The organism is Pseudomonas sp. GM78, from assembly GCF_000282475.1.
Classification (GTDB): domain Bacteria; phylum Pseudomonadota; class Gammaproteobacteria; order Pseudomonadales; family Pseudomonadaceae; genus Aquipseudomonas.
Genome location: NZ_AKJF01000042.1, coordinates 1 through 21329, shown reverse-complemented (window position 1 = coordinate 21329; position 21329 = coordinate 1). Strand labels below are relative to the sequence as shown.

Here is a 21329-nt window from a genome sequence, read left to right as displayed (position 1 = left end):
AACGACACACATCCTGTGGGAGCGAGCCTGCTCGCGAAGAGGCCGGCATATCCAGCATCAATGTCGCCTGACACATCGCCTTCGCGAGCAGGCTCGCTCCCACAGGTATCCCACAGGGATGTCGTTCACCCAAAAGAACGCGGTTATCTCGTCATGATCTTCCAACAATAAGAGTCCATCATGAACACTAACGCCAAGTCCGCCACGAGTGTCTCTTCCCTCGATGACAAGTCCGTCGTCGAGGGGCATTCGATTGACTTCATCCCCGAGAACGAGCGCACCGACAAACTGTCGAGCCAGGGCCCGTTCTGGTTCCTAGGCAATTTCACCTTCTTCACCATGACCATCGGCTTCGTCGGCCCAAGCGTCGGCCTGACCGCGCTCTGGACCACACTCGCCGGCACCCTGGGCATCATGTTCGGCACGCTCTTCATGGCGTTTCACGGTTCGCAAGGTCCGCATCTCGGCTTGCCGCAGATGATCCAGTCCCGTGCGCAGTTCGGTTACCGCGGCGTGATCCTGGTGCTTTTGGCGACGCTGTTCGTGTTCGCCGGGTTCAACATCGTCAATCTGGTGCTGATGATGCAGGGCCTGCACACGCTGTTCGGTTTCAACCCCGCGGTGATCGCGGTGGCGGTGACCATCCCGGCGGCGGTGTTGGCGATCCTCGGCCATGACTGGATGCACCGCAGCTTCAAATGGGCGTTGTACCTGTCGCTGCCGCTGTACGGCCTGGTGACCCTGGCGGTGTTGATGGGCTGGGTGCCGGATGCCGTGTTGCCCGCGCTGGCCCCAGGCGAAGCGGCCCCGGCGCCGCTGGGTTTCAACTGGACCGGTTTTATCGCGCAGTTCGCGGCGGCGGCGAGTTACAACATCGCCTATGCCCCGTACGTGTCGGACTACTCGCGCTACCTGCCGAAGAACACCTCCAGCGGCAAGCTGATCGCCGTGGTGTTTCTCGGGGCTTCGTTGTCCGGTGCGTGGATGATCTCCGTCGGTGGCTGGCTGGCCGATCACCTGCATTCGACCGATGTGCTGGTGGCCTTGGGTCAAGTCGGCAACACCGTGTCGCCGCTGATGGGCACCGCGGTCGTGGTCGTGACCATCCTGGCCTTCCTGCCGGTGATCGCGATGAACATCTACAGCGCCAAGCTGACGACCCTGACCTGTGTCGATTCGATCAAGCACATCGAGCCGACCCGCAAGGCGCGGATCCTCGCCATCGCCTTCGTGATCCTGCTGCAACTGGGCGTGGCCCTGAGCATCCAGAGTTCCGGCAAAGGCCTGTCGGTGCTCGGCATCTACCTGGTGGTGATGTTGTACTTCCTGGTGCCCTGGACCTCGGTCAACCTCACGGACTACTTCTTCGTGCGCAAGGGCCGCTACGCCATCCCGCACTTCTTCATGCCCCACGGCAACATCTACGGCAGCTGGGGCCTGCGCGGCATCGTCGCCTACGCCATCGGCTTTATCTCGATGATTCCGTTCTTCTACATCTACGACGGCGTCGAACAACGGGAAGTGTATGTCGGCCCGCTGGCCAAGGCCCTGGGCAGTATCGACATCGCCTGGCTGGTGGGGCTGATCGTCTCGGGGCTGGCGTACTACTGGCTGAGCCGCTCGATCGACCTTGCGCGTGAAGAAGCCGTTATCCAGCAGATCGAGAAGACCTCCCCGCAATACACCACTGGCGACACGCTGACCCATAAACAGCAACCACGGCCGGTATTCACTCAATCGACGGTCGGGAGACAATCATGACCACGCAAAAATACGACTACATCATCATTGGCGCAGGCTCGGCAGGTTGTGTGTTGGCCAACCGCCTGAGCGAAGACCCGGCCACCTCGGTACTGGTCCTGGAATTCGGCGGCAGCGACAAGAGCGTGGTGATCCAGATGCCCAGTGCATTCTCGATCCCGATGAACACCAAGAAGTACAACTGGCGCTACGAAACCGAGCCGGAAACCTACCTCAACGGCCGGCGCATTCATTGCCCTCGGGGCAAGGTGCTGGGTGGTTCGTCGTCGATCAATGGCCTGGTGTACATCCGCGGTCACGCCCTGGATTTCGACGAGTGGGAATCCCTCGGCGCCCAGGGCTGGGGTTACAGGAACTGCCTGCCGTACTTCAAGCGTGCCGAAAGCTACGAGTCCGGTGGCGACAGCTATCGCGGGCAGACCGGACCGCTGCACACCACCAACGGCAACCACATGAAAAACCCGTTGTACGGGGCCTGGGTCGAAGCTGGCGCGGAGGCGGGCTACATCAAGACCGAAGACTGCAACGGCTACATGCAGGAAGGTTTTGGTGCGATGCACATGACCGTTAAGAATGGCGTGCGCTGCTCCACGGCCAACGCCTATCTGCGCCCGGCCATGGGCCGTGCGAACCTGACGGTGATCACCCATGCGATGACGCGGCAGGTCATCCTCGAAGGCAAGCGTGCGGTCGGGGTCATGTATGACCACGGTGGCCAGACCCACCAGGTGTACTGCAACCGCGAAGTCCTCATCTCGTCCGGGCCGATCGGTTCGCCGCACCTGCTGCAACGCTCCGGCATCGGCCCGGCCGAGGTCCTGCGCAAGGCCGGGATCGGTGTGCGCCATGACCTGCCGGGGGTAGGGGAGAACCTGCAGGATCACGCCGAGGTGTACATTCAGTTCGGCTGCAAGGAACCGGTGACGCTCAACAGCAAGATGGACCCGCTGAGCAAACTGATGATCGGTTTGCGCTGGCTGCTGTTCAAGGACGGCCTGGGCGCCACCAACCACTTCGAGGCCGGTGGTTTCATCCGCTCCGAGAAGGGCCTGCGCTGGCCGGACATTCAGTTCCACTTCCTGCCGGCAGCGATGCGTTACGACGGCAACAAGCCGATCAAGGGCCACGGTTTCATGGTGCTCACGGGCCCGAACAAACCGAAAAGCCGTGGCTATGTGCGGGTGCGTTCGGCCGATCCGTACGAGCACCCGGAGATTCGCTTCAACTATCTGGAGCGCGAAGAGGACCGCGAAGGTTTCCGCCGTTGCATCCGCCTGACCCGGGAGATCATCGGCCAGAAGGCCATGGACCGTTTCCGCGACGGCGAAATCGCCCCCGGCGCACTGGTGACCAGCGATGAAGACCTCGATGCCTTTGTCCGAGACAACCTCGAAAGCACTTACCACCCCTGTGGCTCGTGCCGCATGGGCGAGGACGACATGGCGGTGGTGGATTCCCAGCTGCGGGTGCACGGCATCCAGGGGCTGCGGGTGATCGACTCTTCGGTGTTCCCGACCGAACCGAACGGCAACCTCAATGCGCCGACCATCATGCTCGCCGAGCGGGCTTCGGACCTGGTTCGCGGGGTGCAGATGTTGCCAGCGTCGGATGTGCCGGTGGGGTTGGTGGAGAACTGGGAAAACAGCCAGCGCACGACGTTACCGGGGCGTAACGTACGGGTCTGATCGCGATCCAATGTGGGAGCCAGCCTGCTGGCGATGAGGCCTTCAGATTCAACAGTGATGTTGACTGAAAGTCCGCTATCGCGAGCAGGCTCGCTCCCACAGGGGGGGCGGTGATGTGAGGATTTTTTTCGTTGCTGTTGCTAGGCTGTAAATCCTTGAGACCGTAATGGAGCACCCTCATGGCTATCCTGGCCCTGCGCGCCGACGTTTCCCACATCGACACCATCGCCCCGTTATTCGACGCCTATCGCGGTTTCTACGGCCAGCCGTCGAACCTGCCCCAGTCCCGCAATTTCATCGCCGAACGCCTTGCCCGCGACGAGTCGGTGATCTTCTTCGCCGAGGACGCCAACGGCCAGGCGCTGGGTTTCGTGCAGATGTTCCCGACCTTTTCCTCCATCGACGCGCACCGCACCTGGTTGCTCGGCGACCTGTTCACCACGCCCGCCGCCCGGGGCCAAGGCGTTGGTACGCTGCTGATGAACACCGCCCGCGACTTTGCGCGGTTGATGGGCGCCAAGGGCATGACCCTGGAAACCGCCACCGACAACGTCAGTGCCCAGCGCCTGTATGAGTCACTGGGCTATGTGCGCGATCCGGGTTACTACACCTATTGCCTGGACCTGCGCCAAGACTGAATCAGCGATCCCGGTCGCCGAACACCGGCCGCAGAAAGCTCCGCTCATAGCTGAGGATGAATTTTTTATCTTCGGCGAGTTTGAAGGCGGCAATGCACTCTGGGTCGCTCATCGATTGTTGGCGGTAACTTTCGTACGCCGCCAGGCTTGGAAAGGTGAACATCGCCATGGCGATGTTGTTGGCGCCTTCGGAGGGCAGGAAATAGCCGTGATGCTGGCCGCCGAATTTTTCCACCAGGGGAATCCACAGTTTGCCGTAATGCTCGAAGGCCTCGAGCTGGTAGGGGTCGATAACGTATTTCAGGTAGCAGGTGATCATCGGTTCTCTCTCCGGGTTAAAAGTTTTCAGCAGATTGTACGACCCGCACCGTCAACGGCGGCACGTCTTCGCCGGTTTCACAGCCATCGCGCTTGAGCCATTCGGCCGGTGGCAAACCCACCACATTGAGGAAGGTGCGGGAAAACGAGGCTTGCGAGCTGTAGCCGACCGTCGCGGCAATCACCTTGATCTGCACCCCGTCGCGCAACAGGTCCTGGGCCAGTTTCATGCGCCAGGCGGTGACGTAGCCCATCGGCGAAATGTCCATGATCCGGGTAAAACACGCCGAGAAACTGGATCGGGACATGTTCGCAAGGTGGGCCAGCTTCTCGACGGTCCAGAGCGCTTCGGGCTCCTGGTGAATCCGGTTGAACACCGCCCCGAGGCGTCCGTCCTGAAGCGCATACAGCAAGCCGCTGGATATCTTGCCCTCCATGACCGAACGCCGCACCAGCAGCACAAAAAGGTATTCGAGCAGCAGGTTCAGCGCCTTGGTCCGGCCGGGGGCCTGGCCGTGGAATTCGCCGACCAGGTTGCCGATCAACGGTGCCAGGTTTTCCAGCGCCCGGAAGGGAAACACCAGCGTCTCCTTGAGCCCGAGCGGGAAGGGCTGCAGGGCATTGCGTCCGAACCGGAACGAGGCGCAGATCAGTTCGGCGCCCTCGACCGAACTTGAGCGCAACTGGTAGCGACAACTGCTGGGACAAAACAGCACGCTGGGTTCGCTGATCGCGATTTTCGGCAGCCCCGGCTGCACCATGTCGATGCCGCCGCGACTGATCACATGGATGAACGCCATGCCCGGCGGCTTGTCGAGCACCAGGGTGCCATCCATGGGGCCTGCAAAAAACAGCCGGCCCTGCAGGTGCGTGCGCTCGAAGAATTCGGAAAGGATATCCATGTTAGAGACGCCCGGGTAAAGACGCTGTACGTCCTGGCAAAAGTGCGGCAGGGCGCGGCCGTAGGATGAAGTTCTCGCCGCCGATGGTAGACAACAGCCCTTGTTGGCGCCATGGCGCAACGCGATTTTCTCGTCCACCACCGGAGTCTTTTGTCATGAGCAACGATTCGAGTCGCACCGTCCCGCCGTACGCCGACCCGGCAGAGCCAGCGCTGCCGGACCCGGGCATGAAGCTCGACTTGTCCCGTGCTGCACTGGTGGTCATCGACCCGCAGATCGACTTCCTCAGCCCCGAGGGCGTGAGCTGGAGTGTATTTGGCAAGAGTGTCGTCGAGCACGACGTGGTCAACCACCTCGGGCAGTTGTTTGCCGCTGCCAAGGGCGCGGGCATCACCGTCGCCGTTTCCCCGCATTACTACTACCCGTGCGACCACCAATGGCATTTCGGCGGGCCGCTGGAAAAGGTCATGCACAGCATCTGCATGTTCGATCGCAAGGGGCCGCTTACCCTCGACGGTTTCGAAAACTCCGGGGCCGACTTCATGCCCGAGTTCAAGCCGTACATCCTCGACGGCAAGACCATCATCGCCTCGCCGCATAAGGTGTATGGCCCTGAAACCAATGACCTGGCGTTGCAGCTGCGCAAGCATGGCGTTTCGCAGGTCATCCTGGCGGGCATGGCGGCGAACCTGTGTGTCGAGTCGCACCTGCGCGAGTTGCTGGAGCAGGGCTTTGAAGTGGCCGTGGTCCGCGACGCCACCGCTGGGCCGAGCACGCCTGAGGGTGATGGCTACCTCGCTGCGCTGATCAACTACCGCTACATCGCCAATGCGCTGTGGACCACGGCGCAGACCCTGGACTATCTCAAGGCCTGATTGCCCTGGTGGTGGGGGGCGGTTGTACCCGATCTACTGTAGGAGCCAGGCTTGCCGGCGAAGGCGTCCGAGAGACCAACGCAATGTTCAAGTCCGCCTTCGCCGGCAAGTCGGATCGCCGCACCGCTGGTTCCTACAGGTTTACCTCCCGAGCCGCTCGGGCAAACTCGATGAAAGCCTTGAGCGTTGCCGGCACATGCCGTCGGCTTGGGTAGTACAGATGCAGGCCGGGGTAGTAGGGACACCAGTCGCCCAGCACCTGGATCAGGCTGTCGTCGGCAATCTGCGCCTTGACCATGTCTTCGAAGATGTAGGCCAGGCCCACCCCTTGCAACGCCGGGCCGACCATCAGGCTGACGTCGCCCAGGGTGAGTGGGCCGTCTATCTCGATTTCCTGGGCGATTCCACCCCGTTCGAACTCCCAGCGATACAACGCACCACTGGGGAAACGATGGCGGATGCACGGCAGGCCATGCAAATCCTCGGGTTTTTGCGGAGCGGGATGTTTGCGGAAAAATTCCGCTGAGCCCACGACCACCGAGCGCATGAAGCTGCCAATCGGCAGGGAGACCATGTCCGCCTGCAACCGAACGCCGAAGCGCACGCCAGCGTCAAAACCCTGCGCCACCACATCGACCAGCGCATCGTCCGTCACGATCTCCAGTTTCACGTCCGGGTAGGCTTCAAGGAACCTGCTGGCCAGCGGCAGCAACACCAGTTCGGCGGCCTGGCGACCCGCGGTGATTCTCAGGTTGCCCGAGGGTTTGTCGCGATAATGGTTCAGGTCTTCCAAGGCATCGTCGATATCGCGAAAGGCCGGTTTGAGTCGCGCAAAGAGACGCTCGCCGGCTTCGGTCAGGCCGACGCTGCGGGTGGTGCGATTGAACAGCCGGACCCCGAGCCGGTTCTCCAGGGTACGCACCGCATGGCTGAGTGCAGATGGCGTCAACCCCAGTTCGACCGCTGCCCGGCTGAAATTCAGGTGAGTGGCCACGCACAGGAAGGTCGAGAGGTCAGCGGCCGAAGGCGCTTTCATATGTGAATACCTTTCACAAAGTCATGCAATATTGCTGGGATTATCACATCAGTAAGGCAGTTTTAAAGTGGCGTCAACTCATCAAGAAGGCCCGGCAATAACGCTCGGGTCGCTGACAGGAGGAGTTGAAATGCGTACTTGGCTCATTACTGGTGCTTCCCGCGGTTTTGGTACTCTCATCGCAGAACGTGCTCTGCGTGCCGGCGACGCGGTGATTGCCACGGCCCGTAAACCCGAAGAAATAATCGCCAGGCTCGGCGACCATCCCAACCTGCTGGCCGTGCGCCTGGACGTGACCCGCGAGGAGCAGGCGCATCAGGCCGTGGCAGAAGGCATCAAGCGTTTCGGCCGCATCGATGTGCTGATCAACAACGCCGGGTTTGGCGTGTTGGGGGCGGTAGAGGAAACCAGCGCCAGCGAGACCGAGCGTCTGTTCGCCACCAACGTCTTCGGCGTACTCAACGTGACCCGGGCGGTGCTGCCGCACATGCGTCGTCAACGCAGCGGGCATGTGATCAACATTTCTTCCATCGGCGGCTACCAGGCCTACATGGGCTGGGGTGTCTACGGTTCCACCAAGTTTGCGGTAGAAGGTATTACCGAAGCGCTGCACCAGGAACTGGCGCCGCTGGGGATACACGCCACGGTGGTCGAGCCGGGCTTCTTCCGCACGGACTTCCTCGACGAGCAGTCGCTGGTGAAGACCGCGCTGGAACTGCCGGACTACGATGAAACCGTGGGCGCCATGCGCAAGCATGCCGAAGCCGCCAACCATGCCCAGCCGGGCGATCCGGTGAAATTCGCCGAGGCCATGCTGGCCCTGGTCAATGCGCCGAAGCCGCCACAACGACTGGCACTGGGCAGCGATACCATCGCGCGCATCGAAGCGAAAAACCGCTTTGTCGCCCAGGAACTGGCCGAGTGGAACGAGTTGGCACTGTCTACCGATTTCCACGACTGATTGCAGGGAACAAAAATCCGGACCCCTTCACAGGGCTCCGGATTTTTTGTGCAGGGTATTTGCCGTTGCAGGCGCGGGCTTGCTCCGGGCGGCCGACGAAAACCTGTCAGCGGCATTCCATGCAGAAGTAGGGCATGACGTCGGAGCTGGCATCGTAGCCATTGCTGCCATCGGCATAATGATTTTGCCGCAGTCGATCGGAGCCGCCTTCCGCCACCCGTGTACCGCGCATCGCGTTGTAACCGCCCGCTGCCACGCTGTTTTGCTTCAGGCGCTCGGAACCGTCCGATGCCAGTTGCCGTTCTCTCAAGCGATCGGCACCGCCTTCGGCCAGTTGCCGTTCTCTCAGGCGATCGGCACCGCCTTCGGCGACCTGATTCTGTTTGAGCTGTCGTTCTCTCAGGCGATCGGCGCCACCTTCAGCAACCTGGTTCCCCTTGAGGCGATCGGCGCCGTCTTCGGCCAGCTGTCTTTCCTTGATGCGGTCGGTAGCGCCTTCGGCAACGTTGTGGGCCGCGGTTTCGGCGCTGGCAGTTCCGGCTCCAGCCTCGGCAGCCTGTGCGTTCGCCGCGATAAAACCGAGGGCTGAAAAGAGGGCAATGCCTAATGCAAGGTTGGGGGTGTTCATCATGTTCACCTATGGGTCACGGGATTGTTCAAGCAACAATCGGGCAGGCATGAATGCGGGCTATTGCAGCCCTGACATTCGATGCCTGCATCTTAATTGGCTGAAAAATCGCGTCACTCATGCATGGGTTGTCCAGACGAACATCCAGGTATTAACCACTCATACCCAGGTATGGCCGGCGATGCTCATTCGGCAGGCAGGACCGGAGGCTTTTTCTGATCCTTCAACAGGAAGACGACGAATTTGGCCGGTTTGTCCTGACTGGCGTTGCGGCCCACGGTGTGGATGTCCTCGGGACCTTCGTGGAAGCTTTGTCCCGGTGTCAGGGTGACTTCCTTGCCACCCTTGACCCCCATGACGATGGTGCCTTCGAGCACATAGACGAAGCCGTGGGCGTCGTGCCGATGGACCGGGTCGGCGCCGCCTGGTGGATACTCGACGGTGAGGATCATGACTTCCTTGCCAGGGTAGTCGGGCAGTGCCGTGACCGACACCTCCTTGACATCCGGAGGCGGAGCTTCGGCGGCCAGGGCCGCTGCGGTGGCGGTGAAGGACAGCGCAAACAGGGCGAGAAGAACGGGGGTTCGCATGGGACGCTCCTTGAGAGTGGAGGGCGGGTGCCAGTCTTTGCCTGTCAGGCATTGGTGCTCTTGAGCCATTGATCGAAGTGAATCTTGCCGAGGATCGGATTGGCGCCCGGTGTCAGTGACTGGTCGTTGATGACTGCGCCGTAGTAACCGGCGCTATCGTCGGTGATCACTTCGCGCGGATCCCCGTTGTGTTGCAGATAGGTTTTGGCAAACGACACCAGAGGTTGCTTGTCGGGACCCGCCACCTCTTCGGTCTTGCCAGTGGGCGGCGCCACGGCAATTTTGGCCAATGCCGCGGCGACATCGGCCGAGGCAATCGGCTGCAGGGCGGCCGAGGTCAAGCGAGCGCTGTCGCCTTGCATGCTGTATTGGACGATGGCACCAATGAATTCGAAAAACTGCGTGGCGCGCAGGATCGAGTAGGGCACACCGGCGTTCTTGATCAATTCCTCCTGGGCCATCTTGGCGCGAAAGTAGCCGCTTTCGAGCATCCGCTCCGTGCCCACCACGGACAGCGCAATGTGATGCTTGACCCCGGCAGCCTTCTCGGCGGCGGCAAGGTTGCGCCCGGATTTTTCGAAGAAATCGAGCACGGCGGCATCTTCGAACGAGGGGGAGTTGGCGACGTCCACCACCACCTCGGCGCCTTGCAGGGCGGCCTGCAATCCTTCCCCGGTGACGGCATTGACGCCGGTACTCGGCGTGGCGGGCACCACATCATGGCCACCTTCGCGCAGGAGTTTGCACAGTTGTGTTCCGATCAAGCCGGTACCGCCGATGACGACAATTTTCATGATTGAGCCTCCGTCTGTTGGTGTGGGCATGCCACGCGCGTTGTGAGTAGCTAGTCTAGGCGGGCGTCAGCGGGGCGTTGGTTGGCGGGATGGACGGCAGGCTTGGGCCATGTGCGTCTGAAAAGCTTCGGTTTGGGGCCTTGGTCATGCTCAAATGGCGGCCATTTTTTTCGCTGCAGGCTGGAGCTGGTAATGAACAAAGCGGCCGTGATGACCCTGGTCCTGACCCTCGGTGCAGGTCTGTTCGCCACGCAGGCGAATGCGCAGGGCGATGCCGAGGCGGGCGGCAAACTGTTCAAGCGGGTGTGTGGCGGCTGCCATCAGATCGGTGAGTCGGCGCGGGCGTTTTTTGGTCCGCAACTCAACGGTGTTATCGGACGGGTTGCCGGGAGCACCACGGACTATCAGTACTCCGACGCGATGAAGTCATCGGGCATTGTCTGGACCCGGGAAAAACTGGCGGCTTACATCGAGGACCCGAAAGCGGTGGTGTCGGGTACGCGGATGATTTTCTGGGGGATCAGCGATCAGGAGAAGATCGATGATTTGTTGGCTTACATAGAGACATTTCCGGCACCCTGAAGACTAAAGGATCGCAGCCTGCGATCTTTTTGCTGTTTAACGACCAAATGTCGCGCAATGATCCTGCTCCGGCTGCGCTGCCGTATACCACACGTAGTCCGCGCTGTCGGTGCTCACGTTCTTGCCCACCTCAGCCAACACCAGCACCGCATTGCCTTCACCGGCGCCCAGGTCCTTGAGGTGCAGCGGGACCCCCAGATCCTTGCGCACATGGAACGCCCCGGCCAGCAACAGCGCAGGCGTCGGCGCCGCCAGCAGGCGCTCGGCCATGCGCCGGTCACGCTGTTGCTGCACCGCGAGCATCGCCGGCATTTGCGCCTCTGGGAGCATGCCGCAATGGGACTCGCGGATGTCGTCCAGCAATGTCGCTTGCACCTGTTGGCTGGTCGAGGCCTCGCCATCCAGCGTCGGCCGCTGCTTGTAGATCTGCATGATCTGCGCCCGGTCCAGGTTGGCCGACAGCAGCGGGTAAGGTTGGCGCAGGGCGTAAGTCACCAGTGCGCCGTAGACGCCCCAATCCCAATTGGCCTGCCAGGACAGTGCCTGGTACGGGTCTGCCGGCGGTTGGCCGGCCCGGCTGGCGGCCTGGGCCCCATCGACGTTTGCCTGTTGGTCGGGGTTGAGCATTTCCATCAGCAGGCTGCCTTGCGGACGTTGCGCCGCCAGCTGGCGCAGCAGCCACAGTTGCAAGGCATGGTGATCGGGGTTGTCGTGTTGTTCACCGACCAGCACCCGCGGTTCGACCGCCAGGCGTTCGACCAGCTCTTGCGGGGTGAGGGTGCGGCCGCTGGCGAGTTCGCGGATCACGCCCAGATCGGCATGATCGCGGCCTTGCGGAGAAATCGCTGCAGGGGGCGGCGATACGGAGTGGGATTGGCACGCAGCCAGCAAGCTGATCAGGCATAACAGCACAATGCGCATCGGTTTTCCTTTTAGATGGCGGCTATCAGCGCGCGATTATCAATGGATGACCACGCTCCGGATGCCGGTGAATCAGCACTTGCAGCCCGTACACCGCTTCCAGCGCTTCGGCGGTCAGGACTTCATCTGGTGGACCGTAGGCGTGCGGGCGACCCTCTTGCAACAGCAGCAACTGATCGCAGTAACGTGCAGCCAGGTTCAAGTCGTGGAGGATCACCAGCACCGCTGCACCGCGCCCGGCGAAATCACGCACCGCTTGCAAGATGGTGTGCTGGTGCAGCGGATCGAGCATCGAGGTCGGCTCGTCGAGCAGCAGGGACTGCCCCTCGGCCCCCGGCCACAGTTGCGCAAGTACCCGCGCCAGGTGCACGCGCTGGCGTTCGCCACCGGACAAGGCCAGATAACTGCGTCCCGCCAGGTGCAGGGCGTCGGCGGCACTCAGCGCCTCTGCGACGATTTCGGCATCGCGCACGCGACCACTGGCATGGGGCAGGCGGCCCATGCCCACCACTTCCTTGACCGAGAAGGCAAAGTTCAGGCTCGAACTCTGGGCCAATACCGCGAGGCGCCGGGCCCGCTCCTGACCCGGCCAGTCGGCCAGGGGGCGTTCGTCGAGGCTGACTGTGCCTTGGTTGGCCGGCAGCTCATCGCACAAGGCGGCGAGCAGGGTGCTTTTACCGGCGCCGTTGGGGCCCAGCACGCCGAGGACCTGGCCCGGATGCAACTGGATATCGATGTCCGCCAGCACGGTGCGATTGCCGCGCCGCACCAGCAAATTGTTGGCCCGCAGCATCAGGAGCGCCCCCGTACCAGCAGATAAAGGAAGAAGGGTGCCCCGATGAGCGCGGTGACGATGCCGATCGGCAACTCGGCCGGTGCCAGCAGCAAACGGGCGACCAGATCGGCCAGCAACAACAGGCTGGCACCGGCCAGCAATGAAGCCGGCAGCAACACCCGATGATCGGGGCCGACCAGCAGGCGCATCAGGTGCGGCACCACCAGGCCGATAAAACCGATCAGGCCGGCCGCTGCCACTGCGGCGCCCACACCCAGCGCGGTGCACAGCACCAGTTCAAGCTTGATTCGCTCGACATTGAAACCCAGGTGACGGGCTTCGGACTCCCCTAGCAACATCGCATTGAGCGCCGCCGCGCGCCTAGGCAGCCACAACGCCACGCCCACCGCCACGATCAGCAACGGCCACAGGCGCGGGTAGCTGGCGCCGTTGAGGCTGCCCAGGTTCCAGAATGTCAAGGTGCGCAGGGTGGCGTCATCGGCCAGGTAAGTGAACAGGCCAACCCCGGCCCCGGCCATGGCCGTCATCGCCACGCCTGCCAGGAGCATGGTGGCGACGTTGGTCTGGCCGTCGCTGCGGCCGAAGCGATAGACCACTGCCGTGACGATCAGGCCACCGACGAAGGCGCACACCGACAACAGGTATGGCTCGATGGCAGGTGGTAAACCGCCCAGCAGGCTGCCGCCGACAATGGCCACCGCGGCGCCCAGCGCAGCGCCGCCAGACACCCCGACCAACCCCGGGTCCGCCAGCGGATTGCGAAACAACCCTTGCATGGCCACCCCGGACAACGCGAGCACCGAGCCGACCGCGATGCCCAGCAAACTGCGCGGCAGGCGTATCTGACCGAGGATCAGCTGCGCCTGTTGGCTGTCGCCGCCATCCACCGGCAATCCAAGCAGCCGCAGCCCGGCCAGCAGCGTATCGCCCAGCGGCAGGCTGACCGGCCCCAGGGCCAGGGACAGCCAGAACACCAGCAGCAACAACAGGCCCAGGGTAATCAGCATCGGCCGTGGCCGAACGATGGCCGTCATCGGGTGCTCTCTGTTGCCTGAAGCTCGGCAGTCTGCAGCGGTGCCGACGGATAGAACGCCTTTGACAGTGTGCTCAGTGCGTCCGGCACCCGCGGACCCAGGCCGCCGACCAGTAGCGTCGGGTCGATCACCAGCACCCGGCCTTCGCGACCGGCCGCGGTTTGCGCCAGGATCGGATTCTGCTCGAGCAGCGCTGTCCGCGCGGCATCGCCTTCCAGCTTGCTACTGGCGAAAACGATCACCTGTGGGTCCAGGGCCAACATCGCCTCATTGGACACCGGCTTGTAGCCATTGTGTTCGATGAGGTTTTTCCCGCCGGCCTGATCGATCATCCAGGCGGCCAGGGTGTCCTTGCCGGCGGCCTGGAGGTTGCCACCCGCATGGTTGAGCAGCATCAACACTCGAGGGGCGGGGGTGTGCTGTTGCACCTGCCTGACCCACGCCGCCTGTTGTTCCAGGCGTTGCTGATAACCGGCCATCAGCGCCTGTGCTTGCGCCGGATTGCCAAGCAGTTGCCCAAGCTCGGTCAGGTTGTGTTGCAACGAAGGCACGTCGGCCTTGGCCGACAGCAGCTCGACGCGCACCCCGGCAGCCTTGAGTTGCGCCAGTACCGGCGGCGGGCCCATTTCATCGCTGCCCACCAGGATGTCCGGCTTCAACGCCAGAATGCCTTCGGCGGCCAGCGCCCGCTGGTAGCCGATGCTTGGCAGGTTGTGCAATGAGCGCGGGTGCTGGCTGGTGCTGTCGACACCCACCAGCTTGCTTTCGCCACCGAGGGCGACCACCCACTCGCTGAACGCGCCACCGGCGCTGACCCAGCGCTGGGGCAGGTTGTCGGCCACGGCCATTTGGCTCAGGAGCACGCCGGCGCAGGCCAGCAATGATTTGATACGCATCAGGACGCTTCCTTAGTCGATCAGGACGGTGGCGGTTTCGGCCAGGGTACGTCGAACAGCTGGAGGATCCGTTCACCGTCGACATCGAAACCTTCGAAGCGGGTGATGATGCCATTGACGCCCGGTTTGCGCACACGCCACTGTCGAGTTCTGCGCCGTGAACAGAGTATCTACAGGCCTGAAGAAAAAACACCCGCCAGAAAACCAGTGGCGGGCGCTTGGGAAAGGTCCCGGGCCAGCAAGGAGTGGGCTGGCCGGGCTACAGGCGAAACTTCACATCACCCGGCAAGGCCAGGTGGATGACCGAGTGGCTGGCGCCGCAGGCGATTGAGCGTCAGCAAGCGCATCACATAACCGAGCTTGATGGCGGTCGGGCCGAGTATCGTCAGGGCATGGGCCAACACCAGGCTGGGCAGCGACAGATGCTGATCCAGGCCGTAGGCCAGGATGGCCCCGGCGACCAGTGCGAGCAGCCCGCCGATCAGCATGACGTGGGACAACTTCAAGACCCGATACGGATGCTCGAAAAAACCATACATGTCGTTTACCTGCGACTTGCAGTGTCAGGGTGGGTGGTGACGGCCGTGGTTGCCACGGCCGTCGATGGTCTTCAGGCCACCGGGATCAACGGGTCGGCCGCCGCCAGCGCCACGGCACGGTCAGCCGCCGGCGGATAGATCCACAGGGTGTTGATCTGGGTCTTGAGTTCCTTGGCTTCGTGCCGCACCAGCTTGACCTGGCGATCCCAGCCCTCGGTGAACACCGCGCCCCACGCACCCAGGTCCAGGCAGGTCACGTACTTGGGTTGGCTGTAGGGCATAGGTTCGACACCCAACAGCTCGGCGGCGACGTTGTTGCCGGCATAACGCCCCAGGGCGATGGCGTGCTGGCAGGACATTGCCGCGAAGTTGCCCAGGTCATCGGTGGCGGCATACGCCACGTCGCCGCTGGCGTACACATCGGCGTGGCCACGCACCTTGAGGTGCTGATCGACGTGCAGGCGACCCTGATGATCGCGAGTACCTTGCACTTGCTCGGTCAGCGAGTGGGCACGGAAACCAACGGTCCAGATCACCGTGTTGGACTCGATGCGCTGGCCATCGGCGAGGGTTACGCCGTTGGTATCGACCGCGGCGACGGTGGCGTTGAGCACCCACTCGATGCCCAGGTGCTGCGAGGCTTCGACGATCGAGGGGCGAATGCCATCGCCCAGGGCGGCGGCCACTTGCGGGGCACGATCAACCACGATGACCCGGATGTCGGCGTTTTCACCGAGCACGGCACGCAGGCGCGCCGGCATTTCGGTCGCGGTTTCGATCCCGGTGAAACCACCGCCGGCCACCACCACGGTGTTGCGGGCGGCACTGACCGGCTTGTCCTTCAGGGATTTGAGGTGAGCCTCCAGGCGCGTGGCGGATTCGATCTCATCGACATCGAAGGCGTGCTCAAGCATGCCATCGACCGGCGGACGCATCAGCTTGCTGCCGGCGGCCAGCACCAGGCGGTCGTAGCCCAGCGTGCCCTGGATGCCCGCGGCGTTGGTGTAGCTGACCTGTTTGCTGTGTTCGTCGATGACCTCGGCCGAACCCTTGACGAATTTCACCCCCACGGCATCGAACAGTTCGTTCAAAGGTGCCTTCATGGTGTGCACGTCAGGCTCGTAGAAGCGCGGACGAATCCGCAGCTCGGCCTGGGGCGCCAACACGGTGATCTCGACGTCGTTTCGATCGTGCTTGTCCAGCAGGCGGGCCGCGCTCAACGCGCTCCAGACCCCACCGAATCCTGCACCAATAATCAAGATTTGCTGTTTCATTGTTTAGCTCCTGAAGAACAATCGAGGGCGGCTTGATCAGGCACTGATGTTATTCGAGGGGGTTAACGCGGGCACTGCTACATAGGGTCAGCCCAGGTATGAGTAAGTATTAGCGGGCCATACCAAAGTGTTAGTGGCGCCGCTCAAGTACCGTTTCGATACAGGCGAGCAACTTTTCGATGGAGAAGGGCTTGGGGAAAAAGGCAATCGGCTTCATGGCTTGAGGGCCCGGCATGCGCTGCGCAGAGGGGTTGCCGGTGATGAAGATGACCGGGATATGCATGCCCCTGGCCGCCAGATCTTCATACATCGTGATCCCGTCCATTTCCGGCATTTGTATATCGCAGATCAGGCAAGAGGTAATAAGCGGGCCATCGGAGAAGAGATATTCATGCGCCCCCGAGTAGGTGCGCACCGTATAGCCTCTGGACCGCAATAAACTGTCCAGGGCCATTCGAACCGACTCATCGTTATCGACTACGGCAATCATTGCCTCGTTGTGCATAGTGATGTCCTGCGTAGTCACGCAGAGCACTTAGAGGCACTGCGCCATTATTGCAAGATACGCCGTCCTCGAAGGCTGCACAGTATACGTGGGTATGGTTATCGGCTGGGGGGCCGGGCCGAGACCACCTCGGCCATGCGCACCAGGTCGGCAAAGGAACGCGCGCCCATCTTGCGCATGGCCTGGCCGCGGTGGATCTTCACGGTGATTTCGCTCAGGCCGATTTCCCCGGCGATCTGCTTGTTCATCAAGCCCGAGGTCGCCAGCGCCATCACCGTTTGTTCCCTTGGGGTCAACGTCTGGTGGCGCGCCTGCAATTGTTCGGCATGGCGCTCGGACTCGCGACGCTGTCTGTCCCGGCCATGGGCGGCACACACCGCATCGATCAGGTCCTGCTCACGAAACGGCTTGGTGAGGAAATCTACCGCGCCGGCTTTCATTGCCCGCACCGTCATGGCGATGTCGCCGTAGCCGGTGATGAACACGATAGGCACCTTGATGCCGGCGGCGGCCAGTTCGTGTTGAAAGTCCAGGCCGCTGCTGCCTTGCAACCGCACATCCAGTACCAGGCAACTGGCGGTGTCCGGGCGCTGGTATTTCATGAAGTCGGCGACCGCGCCGAACAGCTCGACCCGCAGGCCGATGGAGCGCAGCAGGCTGCCGAGGGATTCGCGCAGCGGCGCATCGTCGTCGACGATGAACACCATGGAGTCGGTGTGATTGATCTGGATGAGCGGGTGTCGTTCGTTCATGGTGGGTTCCCAGGGGGCTGGATGGCGACCCGGATCGGCAGGGCAAACACAAACGAACTGCCCTGGCCCGCTGTGCTGGTAGCCCAGATCCGGCCATCGTGGAAATCGATGATCGAGCGGCAAATGCAAAGCCCCATGCCCAGGCCTTTTTCCTTGGTGGTGAAGAACGGTGTGAACAACCGCGGCAAGACGTCGGCGGCAATCCCCGGCCCCTGGTCGGTCACCTCCAGCACGGCCTCGTTGTCCTTCACCCAGGTGCGGATCAGCAGAGCCCGTTGTGCGGCGCCTACCGTGTCCATGGCCTGGCAGGCGTTGATGATCAGGTTGATGATGACTTGCTGCAGTTGCACGCGATCGGCACTGACCTGGCCGGCAATTGCGCCCAGCTCGATTGTCGGATTGATCTTGTGATGGGCAAGTTCGCAGCGGAGCAGGCCCAAGGTCTCGCGGACGATGTCGTTGAGCGATTCGTCCTGGCGCAGCGGGTCGCATTTGCGCGACAAGGCCCAAACGTGGCGGGTGATCTCGCTGGCTCGATGGGCGCTGGCGATGATGCGCTGCAGTGCCTGGTGTGCTTCGACCAGGTTGGGTTGCGGGCGGCTCAGCCAGTTACGGCAGGCTTCGCCATTGCTGACGATTGCCGCCAGCGGTTGATTGACTTCATGGGCGATGGACGCCGCCAGTTCGCCCAGGGTGGTCACGCGGGTGACATGGGCCAGTTGGGCCTGGGCGCGGCACAGTGCTTCTTCGGCCTGTTTGCTGCGTAGTACCACAAAGATGATCGCCGCCAGCACAGTCAGGCTGTGCAGCAAGTCCGCGGTCGATTCCCCGCGGTAAAAGCCACCCTGGTGCAGGCACATCGACGTCAGCACCAGCAGGCAGAACAGCGCGACCACGATCTTGCTGCCGGTGAATGTTAGAAGGGGATGCGGGCTACGGGCGTAGGCAGGATTTTTTGTCCGGGGATCGAGCATGCGCGCCTCGGTTTTTTGGTCGGGCTGGGAGCGGAGAATCGGTGCGGTATCCTAGAAGCACGCGATCTCATTCCGTTAGGACAAAAAACCCGAGAAAACAGCCAAGGCGTCAGCCTTGGCGTTTGTCGCAAACAGGTGGAACTGGTTCCGGTTGTCGGCGCTTCAGGCTTCGAGGCCGGCAGCGTACTGACCTTTTCGCAGAGTGAAGTTCACGCCGATCGACAGCATCGGCTGTGGCGGGTTCCAGTTTGGCTTCGGTGCGGCCAGGAGGTACTCGGTCAGGCTTTCGCGTTTGCCTGCCAGCAGGTTGGCCAGCAGCGTTCCGGTGGCGGTGCCGCGTACTGTGCCCAATCCATTGCAGCCCAGTGCGCCGTAGACGTTGGGCCTTAGCTCACCGAAGAAGCCCGCACCGTTGCGCGTCATTGCCAATCCGCCGCCCCACGTATGCTCGAACTCGACGTTCGCCAGTGTCGGGAAACGTCGCTCGAACGAAAGCCGGTGGGCCGGGCGAACTTTGTTGGTGTAGTTGGTCTTGGCGCGCCCATCGGGGTTGAAGCTGAAGCTGTTGCGCACCAGGATCCGGTTGTCATGGGTACGGCGCAGTGTCGTGCCAAACGGGTCGGCCGGGATCACGCCCCAGAACTCCTTGCCGCCGATGCTGGCCTGCTCGGCTTGTGTCAGGGGGCGGGTCAGGCTGCCATAGGTGAAGATCGGCAACATCTTTCCTTGCAGGAAGCCGAAGTAGGCGCCGAAAGCGTTGTTCGCCAACACGAGCCTGTCAGCTGTGATTCGGCCGGTAGGATGATGCAGGACGGTTTTTTCGCCATAGTCGACCGCTGTGATCGGCGTATCTTCGTACAGTTTCACATTCTCGGGCAGGGAATCGGCCAGGCCTTTCACCAGCGCCGACGGCTGCACCAATATGGTGTTGGGGGTGTACAGCGCCTTCCGATAGAAGGAGGTGCCAATGTGATCTCGCAGCTCCGAACCCTCGATCAACTCACAAGGTTGACCCAGCTTTTCCAGGCCGCCACGGTAAGCATTGAGCACGGCAATGCCTTTGTCCTCGACGGCCGCCTGGTACTTGCCCGAGTGACGAAGCTGGGCATCGACGATGTGGTGTTGGTCAACCAGGTCACGAAGTATGCCTTGCCCCCTTTGATTGAGCGCCAGGACATTCCTGGCATTTGTCGGATCCCCGATGTAGTCCGGTGCGCCGATGTCATGGGGCACGTCGATAAGGAAGCCGGCATTGCGGCCGGAGGTACCGAAACCGACCTGCTGCGCCTCCACGAGAATGACCGTTTCATCAGGGAAGTTCAGCGCCAGCTGACGGGCTGCCGCCAACCCGGTGAACCCGGCACCGACCACCACCCAGGGTGCCTTGGCATCGCCGACCAGGGGCGGTTGTGGTTGGCGATGGCGGCTCGTGTGGAACCAGCCAGGGGTTGCATCATCCGAAGGCAGCGAGCCGATTCGCAGTAATGAATCAGGTTCATTCGGCACGCCGTCGCGCAGCAGTGCTGTCGCACCTCCGGCAGCAATGATTCCAGCGCCGGCACCTGCACCAATGAGTACGTTTCTTCTTGAAACTGTCATGCAAACTCAACTCTTTTCAACGGGAAAATACTTTGTGTATACACAATGTATTATCGTTTTTGCACGCCGTCAATTTGCGTCCTCTGAGGGATGGCCCTCCATGCTTGGCAATTCTGAAAAACGACCCCGTGGTGGTGGGCACCACCATTCGTCGATTGCGCGAGGCGATGATATTTTCTGTGTATTTTAATTGTAGACACAAAGAATAATGCTGTCATATAGTCTGGACACAGGCAGCAGACCACCCTCACGCACCCGTATGAAGGATTCTAAATGGCCACAATTGAACGCGATCAGCAGGCCCCCGTCGTGTTGCCAATTGATCGTAAAGCCGTGCTGGGAGAAGCGCTGCGCCGGCGGATCCTCAATATGGAGCTGACGCCAGGCGCGGTGGTGGATGAGCAGGCCTTGTGTGACGAGTTCGGTCTGTCTCGCCCTCCGGTGCGAGAACTCATGCGCCAGCTGGCGGCAGAGGGTTACATCGATCTCGAAGCGAATCGGGCCGCCCGCGTGTCGTCCATGAGTCATGAATCGTTGCGCAGCTTTTTCCTGGCGGCCCCACTGATTTACATCGCTACCACCCAGTTGGCGGCCGTCCACGCAAGCTCTTCCGAAATCGCAAAGCTGAAACGTATCCAGGCGTTTTTTCGTACAGCCATTGAGGAAAAGGATGTCGAGAAACGGGTGCTGTTCAATGACAAATTCCATTTACAGATCGGCAGGATGGCGCACAACGCCTATCTGATGCCGAGCTTGCAACGCCTGCTGATCGACCATGCGCGGCTGGGCAAGATCTTCTATCGCCACCCCACGACGGTGGACATGCAGGAAGACCTGGAGCTGGCAGCCCAGCAGCATGACGACATGATCAGTGCCATTGAAAACCATGATCCGGTTGTGGCCGGGGAGACTGCGCGCGCACATCTGGAGTTGTCCCGTCGCCGGATGTCCGAATACGCCGCGCCGGAAGGTCTGGTTGTGGCGCTGACGTTTTAACAGGCAACACCGATGTCAATCGCATGAGCACGCCATGAGGCTTGATGACATCGAGCGCAAGGGATGCTTTTGGCAAGTACAAATATAAGAGAACCAGGTCGCGAAAATGACTAAAGTCAAAAACACACCGGCAGATGACGCTACATGTGGCTGGTTTCACCTCAGCCAACCCAGGGTCGCTCGTCCAGCGCTCCTTGGTTCCCGTACCGCCCGTTGGGTGGTAGTGGGTGCGGGATTCACGGGACTTGCGGCAGCGCGTCAGCTGGCGCTGAA

The 21329-nt window shown here is 61.8% G+C and carries 23 protein-coding genes and 1 pseudogene; 8 read left to right on the top strand and 16 right to left on the bottom strand.

Annotated elements, in window-relative coordinates:
• Positions 1 to 180 precede the first annotated feature (180 nt).
• The 3 genes from PMI35_RS27045 (at position 181) to PMI35_RS27055 (ending at position 4084) form a co-directional block, all read left to right on the top strand.
• Complete coding sequence (locus PMI35_RS27045) at positions 181 to 1761, top strand: purine-cytosine permease family protein (RefSeq protein ID WP_008055760.1); 1581 nt, start codon at positions 181 to 183, stop codon at positions 1759 to 1761.
• Positions 1758 to 3446: a choline dehydrogenase gene (gene betA / locus PMI35_RS27050; RefSeq protein ID WP_008055759.1), complete on the top strand. Its 1689-nt coding sequence runs from the start codon at positions 1758 to 1760 to the stop codon at positions 3444 to 3446. Before PMI35_RS27045 ends, betA begins: the two co-directional genes overlap by 4 nt.
• A gap of 179 nt (positions 3447 to 3625) precedes the next feature.
• Positions 3626 to 4084 (top strand): GNAT family N-acetyltransferase, encoded by a 459-nt coding sequence (locus PMI35_RS27055; RefSeq protein ID WP_008055758.1) that lies wholly within the window; start codon positions 3626 to 3628, stop codon positions 4082 to 4084.
• A 1-nt stretch (position 4085) separates the two neighbouring features.
• Here PMI35_RS27055 and PMI35_RS27060 read toward each other — a convergent pair whose 3' ends face one another.
• The gene (locus PMI35_RS27060) at positions 4086 to 4403 is read right to left on the bottom strand and encodes an NIPSNAP family protein (RefSeq protein WP_008055757.1); all 318 of its coding nucleotides are present in this window, start codon (positions 4401 to 4403) and stop codon (positions 4086 to 4088) included.
• A 16-nt stretch (positions 4404 to 4419) separates the two neighbouring features.
• Positions 4420 to 5304 (bottom strand): AraC family transcriptional regulator, encoded by an 885-nt coding sequence (locus tag PMI35_RS27065; protein ID WP_008055756.1) that lies wholly within the window; start codon positions 5302 to 5304, stop codon positions 4420 to 4422.
• Positions 5305 to 5459: 155 nt separating this feature from the next.
• Here PMI35_RS27065 and PMI35_RS27070 point away from each other — a divergent pair, with 155 nt between their 5' ends.
• Positions 5460 to 6179 carry a cysteine hydrolase family protein gene (locus tag PMI35_RS27070; protein ID WP_008055755.1) on the top strand — a complete coding sequence of 240 codons (720 nt, stop codon included), beginning with the start codon at positions 5460 to 5462 and terminating at the stop codon, positions 6177 to 6179.
• Positions 6180 to 6312: 133 nt separating this feature from the next.
• On the opposite strand, the gene PMI35_RS27075 is transcribed toward PMI35_RS27070, so the two are convergent.
• Complete coding sequence (locus PMI35_RS27075; RefSeq protein WP_008055754.1) at positions 6313 to 7215, bottom strand: LysR family transcriptional regulator; 903 nt, start codon at positions 7213 to 7215, stop codon at positions 6313 to 6315.
• A gap of 130 nt (positions 7216 to 7345) precedes the next feature.
• Here PMI35_RS27075 and PMI35_RS27080 point away from each other — a divergent pair, with 130 nt between their 5' ends.
• Positions 7346 to 8176 carry an oxidoreductase gene (locus PMI35_RS27080; protein ID WP_008055752.1) on the top strand — a complete coding sequence of 277 codons (831 nt, stop codon included), beginning with the start codon at positions 7346 to 7348 and terminating at the stop codon, positions 8174 to 8176.
• A 106-nt stretch (positions 8177 to 8282) separates the two neighbouring features.
• Here PMI35_RS27080 and PMI35_RS27085 read toward each other — a convergent pair whose 3' ends face one another.
• The 3 genes from PMI35_RS27085 to PMI35_RS27095 form a co-directional block, all read right to left on the bottom strand.
• Positions 8283 to 8804 carry a phage infection protein gene (locus tag PMI35_RS27085; RefSeq protein WP_238543140.1) on the bottom strand — a complete coding sequence of 174 codons (522 nt, stop codon included), beginning with the start codon at positions 8802 to 8804 and terminating at the stop codon, positions 8283 to 8285.
• A gap of 185 nt (positions 8805 to 8989) precedes the next feature.
• On the bottom strand, positions 8990 to 9394 hold the full coding sequence (locus tag PMI35_RS27090; RefSeq protein WP_008055750.1) for a cupin domain-containing protein: 405 nt from the start codon (positions 9392 to 9394) through the stop codon (positions 8990 to 8992).
• 44 nt (positions 9395 to 9438) lie between these two features.
• Positions 9439 to 10188: an SDR family oxidoreductase gene (locus PMI35_RS27095; RefSeq protein WP_008055749.1), complete on the bottom strand. Its 750-nt coding sequence runs from the start codon at positions 10186 to 10188 to the stop codon at positions 9439 to 9441.
• A gap of 192 nt (positions 10189 to 10380) precedes the next feature.
• Between PMI35_RS27095 and PMI35_RS27100 the strand changes: the two genes are divergently transcribed.
• Complete coding sequence (locus PMI35_RS27100; RefSeq protein WP_008055748.1) at positions 10381 to 10770, top strand: c-type cytochrome; 390 nt, start codon at positions 10381 to 10383, stop codon at positions 10768 to 10770.
• Positions 10771 to 10806: 36 nt separating this feature from the next.
• Here PMI35_RS27100 and PMI35_RS27105 read toward each other — a convergent pair whose 3' ends face one another.
• From PMI35_RS27105 to PMI35_RS27145, 10 genes are all read right to left on the bottom strand, one after another.
• A complete protein-coding gene (locus tag PMI35_RS27105; protein WP_008055747.1) occupies positions 10807 to 11691 on the bottom strand; it encodes a ChaN family lipoprotein in 885 nt (294 codons plus the stop codon).
• A gap of 25 nt (positions 11692 to 11716) precedes the next feature.
• Positions 11717 to 12484 (bottom strand): heme ABC transporter ATP-binding protein, encoded by a 768-nt coding sequence (locus PMI35_RS27110; RefSeq protein WP_008055744.1) that lies wholly within the window; start codon positions 12482 to 12484, stop codon positions 11717 to 11719.
• Entirely contained in the window at positions 12484 to 13467 is a 984-nt protein-coding gene (locus PMI35_RS27115; RefSeq protein ID WP_162135896.1) for a FecCD family ABC transporter permease, read from the bottom strand. The genes PMI35_RS27110 and PMI35_RS27115 overlap by 1 nt, the downstream gene beginning before the upstream one ends.
• A gap of 50 nt (positions 13468 to 13517) precedes the next feature.
• A complete protein-coding gene (locus tag PMI35_RS27120) occupies positions 13518 to 14417 on the bottom strand; it encodes a heme/hemin ABC transporter substrate-binding protein (RefSeq protein ID WP_008055741.1) in 900 nt (299 codons plus the stop codon).
• A gap of 278 nt (positions 14418 to 14695) precedes the next feature.
• Positions 14696 to 14956 carry a hypothetical protein gene (locus PMI35_RS27125; protein ID WP_008055739.1) on the bottom strand — a complete coding sequence of 87 codons (261 nt, stop codon included), beginning with the start codon at positions 14954 to 14956 and terminating at the stop codon, positions 14696 to 14698.
• A 71-nt stretch (positions 14957 to 15027) separates the two neighbouring features.
• A complete protein-coding gene (locus tag PMI35_RS27130; protein ID WP_008055738.1) occupies positions 15028 to 16230 on the bottom strand; it encodes an NAD(P)/FAD-dependent oxidoreductase in 1203 nt (400 codons plus the stop codon).
• A gap of 130 nt (positions 16231 to 16360) precedes the next feature.
• Entirely contained in the window at positions 16361 to 16735 is a 375-nt protein-coding gene (locus tag PMI35_RS27135; protein WP_008055737.1) for a response regulator transcription factor, read from the bottom strand.
• A gap of 98 nt (positions 16736 to 16833) precedes the next feature.
• Entirely contained in the window at positions 16834 to 17487 is a 654-nt protein-coding gene (locus PMI35_RS27140) for a response regulator transcription factor (protein ID WP_008055736.1), read from the bottom strand.
• Positions 17484 to 18461: a sensor histidine kinase gene (locus PMI35_RS0132230; protein ID WP_008055735.1), complete on the bottom strand. Its 978-nt coding sequence runs from the start codon at positions 18459 to 18461 to the stop codon at positions 17484 to 17486. Before PMI35_RS0132230 ends, PMI35_RS27140 begins: the two co-directional genes overlap by 4 nt.
• Before the next feature lie 162 nt (positions 18462 to 18623).
• Entirely contained in the window at positions 18624 to 19943 is a 1320-nt protein-coding gene (locus PMI35_RS27145) for an NAD(P)/FAD-dependent oxidoreductase (RefSeq protein WP_032831372.1), read from the bottom strand.
• A gap of 390 nt (positions 19944 to 20333) precedes the next feature.
• Between PMI35_RS27145 and PMI35_RS27150 the strand changes: the two genes are divergently transcribed.
• Together PMI35_RS27150 and PMI35_RS35155 are read left to right on the top strand one after the other, a co-directional pair.
• A complete protein-coding gene (locus PMI35_RS27150) occupies positions 20334 to 21056 on the top strand; it encodes a GntR family transcriptional regulator (protein WP_008055733.1) in 723 nt (240 codons plus the stop codon).
• A 106-nt stretch (positions 21057 to 21162) separates the two neighbouring features.
• Positions 21163 to 21329: pseudogene (locus PMI35_RS35155) on the top strand (FAD-dependent oxidoreductase); the annotation flags it as partial.

Coding starts and splice junctions, on each gene's coding strand:
- PMI35_RS27045 (WP_008055760.1), top strand. CDS start 181: ATGAACACTAACGCCAAGTCCGCCACGAGTGTCTCTTCCCTCGATGAC.
- betA (WP_008055759.1), top strand. CDS start 1,758: ATGACCACGCAAAAATACGACTACATCATCATTGGCGCAGGCTCGGCA.
- PMI35_RS27055 (WP_008055758.1), top strand. CDS start 3,626: ATGGCTATCCTGGCCCTGCGCGCCGACGTTTCCCACATCGACACCATC.
- PMI35_RS27060 (WP_008055757.1), bottom strand. CDS start 4,403: ATGATCACCTGCTACCTGAAATACGTTATCGACCCCTACCAGCTCGAG.
- PMI35_RS27065 (WP_008055756.1), bottom strand. CDS start 5,304: ATGGATATCCTTTCCGAATTCTTCGAGCGCACGCACCTGCAGGGCCGG.
- PMI35_RS27070 (WP_008055755.1), top strand. CDS start 5,460: ATGAGCAACGATTCGAGTCGCACCGTCCCGCCGTACGCCGACCCGGCA.
- PMI35_RS27075 (WP_008055754.1), bottom strand. CDS start 7,215: ATGAAAGCGCCTTCGGCCGCTGACCTCTCGACCTTCCTGTGCGTGGCC.
- PMI35_RS27080 (WP_008055752.1), top strand. CDS start 7,346: ATGCGTACTTGGCTCATTACTGGTGCTTCCCGCGGTTTTGGTACTCTC.
- PMI35_RS27085 (WP_238543140.1), bottom strand. CDS start 8,804: ATGAACACCCCCAACCTTGCATTAGGCATTGCCCTCTTTTCAGCCCTC.
- PMI35_RS27090 (WP_008055750.1), bottom strand. CDS start 9,394: ATGCGAACCCCCGTTCTTCTCGCCCTGTTTGCGCTGTCCTTCACCGCC.
- PMI35_RS27095 (WP_008055749.1), bottom strand. CDS start 10,188: ATGAAAATTGTCGTCATCGGCGGTACCGGCTTGATCGGAACACAACTG.
- PMI35_RS27100 (WP_008055748.1), top strand. CDS start 10,381: ATGAACAAAGCGGCCGTGATGACCCTGGTCCTGACCCTCGGTGCAGGT.
- PMI35_RS27105 (WP_008055747.1), bottom strand. CDS start 11,691: ATGCGCATTGTGCTGTTATGCCTGATCAGCTTGCTGGCTGCGTGCCAA.
- PMI35_RS27110 (WP_008055744.1), bottom strand. CDS start 12,484: ATGCTGCGGGCCAACAATTTGCTGGTGCGGCGCGGCAATCGCACCGTG.
- PMI35_RS27120 (WP_008055741.1), bottom strand. CDS start 14,417: ATGCGTATCAAATCATTGCTGGCCTGCGCCGGCGTGCTCCTGAGCCAA.
- PMI35_RS27125 (WP_008055739.1), bottom strand. CDS start 14,956: ATGTATGGTTTTTTCGAGCATCCGTATCGGGTCTTGAAGTTGTCCCAC.
- PMI35_RS27130 (WP_008055738.1), bottom strand. CDS start 16,230: ATGAAACAGCAAATCTTGATTATTGGTGCAGGATTCGGTGGGGTCTGG.
- PMI35_RS27135 (WP_008055737.1), bottom strand. CDS start 16,735: ATGCACAACGAGGCAATGATTGCCGTAGTCGATAACGATGAGTCGGTT.
- PMI35_RS27140 (WP_008055736.1), bottom strand. CDS start 17,487: ATGAACGAACGACACCCGCTCATCCAGATCAATCACACCGACTCCATG.
- PMI35_RS0132230 (WP_008055735.1), bottom strand. CDS start 18,461: ATGCTCGATCCCCGGACAAAAAATCCTGCCTACGCCCGTAGCCCGCAT.
- PMI35_RS27150 (WP_008055733.1), top strand. CDS start 20,334: ATGGCCACAATTGAACGCGATCAGCAGGCCCCCGTCGTGTTGCCAATT.